Raw genomic sequence first — 2375 nt, 5'->3', positions numbered from 1 at the left:
AGTCGGGTAAGCGAGGGGCATCACTGCCCCTAACTCCCCTAAGAACCGTACGTGACAGTTTCCCATCATACGGCTCAAGCCTTCTTTTTATCCGGTCACAGTATCATTGTAGGCAGGGTAAGTGGACGAGTCGTGTATTTCCATTAGGCTGTAAGTGACTTTGATGAATGGGCATATCCTTTACAATGACCTTTTCTCCATTTTGCAGAGGACATTTGCATATTGCACAGCGGTATCCTTGTTTTCTAGCCAGCTTCATTCTATCCATTGTATTCTCTAGGTTGAAAACCTTACGGTCTCGCTTCTCCCAGTATTCCTTGAGAGTAGGGTTGTCGGGACTGTTTTTGTACATAACCATAACGTGTCTTTCAATCTTTATCCACGGCATATGTAGTAGCTGAATATTTGTCTTCGGACAGGTTGGAACCCATACATTCCCTCCATGATGCGGGGCTTTATAGTATCGTGCTCTAATCCATTTCCATGACTTTTTAGGATGTAATTGTCTGAGATGTTTACGTACCTTCCAGAATACATAGTTTGCTATCTTGCTAAATATCCTCTTAGACACTACATGTTTCCAATATTGTCCGTAACCCCCGATAATTGGATTCAATACCCGAATAACTTCACCAATAGGTTGTCCTTTCATAGTGCGAAATGTATCTCTAATCTTCTCTTTAGCTTTCTGTATGCCGCTCCTACTTGGTTTAATAAATAATTTATTTCCTTTCCATGTCTTGTACTGTCGGATTGAAAATCCTAGAAACTCAAAACCTCGCTCGATGTGTGTAACCTTCGTTTTTTCTAGGCTTAGTTCCAGTCCTCTATCTTTCAGATAGGGACGGAGTCTCTCATATATGGATTGGGCTTGCTCTTTTGTTTCCGCTAGGACGACAAAATCATCTGCATAACGCACAAGAGCTATTTTACAAGCGGGATGGATAATGTAGCTTCCATTGGCTTTGTAATTCTTTTTGTAAGTGATACCTAATGCTTCTTCCATTCCATGAAGTGCGACATTAGCTAATAAAGGTGAGATAATCCCTCCTTGTGGAGTTCCTTCCTGCGTCTCAGAGAAAGCATTTCGTTCCATGTACCCCATTTGAAGCCATCTTTCTATAAGTTGGCTCCCGGGGAAATTGGCTAATTGTTTGAGTATCCAATTATGATTCAGATGGTCAAAACATCCTTTGAAATCTCCTTCAAATATCCATTTCTTCTTACTACCCCCGTTAATCCTGTTGAAGATACTACGTATGGCATCATGTGTACTTCTTTTAGGACGGAAACCATAAGAATTTGCTTCAAATCTAGATTCCCATTGTGGTTCTAATGCGTTTCTGACCATATTTTGATATACTCTGTCTTTTATTGTGGGAATACCTAAAGGTCTTAACTTCCCATTCTTTTTGGCGATGTATATACGTTTCGCTGGTTTCGGATGATGTCGGAGGATATTCTGCTTTCTAAGTTGCTCATATAATTGATTTCTTTCCCTCCGACTTAACGCTGTATGTTCATCTACTCCAGGTGTTCGCTTTCCTTTATTCTGTTGCGTCACCCTTCTAATGGATATTATTAAGTTCGCCTCACTCCTTAGGAGTAAACGTTGAAGTTTTCTTACCTTTCTATGTTGATTTGACTGTTCGGCACGATAAATTCTTTGTCGTAACTTCGTCACATACATTTGGACTGCTTTCCAATCCGTTGAGTTCCACTCTGTATACGAGACGTGCGCCGACGCTCGTTCTGAGGTGTTCATAACTGCACGCTCCTATTCGTCAGAAGATAACTTACAGATATATTTCCGTGTTGAAGACCTATAGGAAGTGGGCTCTCTTTCGAGCTTGTCATGGGATTGTCCGTGAGGACGACAATATCCGTTCAGTTATACTTGTTGTTTTTCTGTTACCTTTCGGTACAACGGCATTCGCTTTTTCCTATATCCTTTACCCTCTGTCACATCGCTTGACTTTACAGTCTCACTACTGATTTCCCAGATGACATAGGGCTTACCAAGTTTCACATTCCACAGATGCGGTAGGGTTAGGTGGACTCTTTACTCCGGACAAAATGCGGGACGCGACACGGCAGTGTTATGAGCCTGCCTTTCCTTTTGTCAATACCCAAGCAAGGCTGTACATTATCTTGGGCTAATGGTTACGAAGCTTGCAAGTCTTCACTTTCGTTCACCATACCTATCTTCTCCTAGCAGTTTTCCAGACCATGTACTGGTCGTTTGTTTCCGCATTTCCTCATGCAACCCACAAGCCTGTTACCGAGCTTGCAGTTTCGGACGGAGATGGTCTTAGCGTCTAGACTAGTAGCGAAAGCTACACTGTAAGAATGCGACTTCTTGTCGCACCATAACG

The 2375-nt window shown here is 42.1% G+C and carries 1 protein-coding gene; it reads right to left on the bottom strand.

Annotation, left to right across the window (positions count from 1 at the left end; all coding sequences use genetic code 11):
• Positions 1-103: 103 nt before the first annotated feature.
• Positions 104-1765 (bottom strand): group II intron reverse transcriptase/maturase, encoded by a 1662-nt coding sequence (gene ltrA, locus COE49_RS25460; RefSeq protein ID WP_088232695.1) that lies wholly within the window; start codon positions 1763-1765, stop codon positions 104-106.
• Positions 1766-2375 lie beyond the last annotated feature (610 nt).

It is taken from the genome of Bacillus sp. AFS029637 (genome assembly GCF_002584985.1).
GTDB lineage: Bacteria > Bacillota > Bacilli > Bacillales > Bacillaceae_G > Bacillus_A.
Note: the sequence above shows the minus strand (reverse complement) of the source record. Positions and strands in the feature narration are given on the sequence as shown.

Excerpts from the sequence above, each read along its gene's own strand:
- ltrA (WP_088232695.1), bottom strand. The coding sequence starts at position 1,765 with ATGAACACCTCAGAACGAGCGTCGGCGCACGTCTCGTATACAGAGTGG.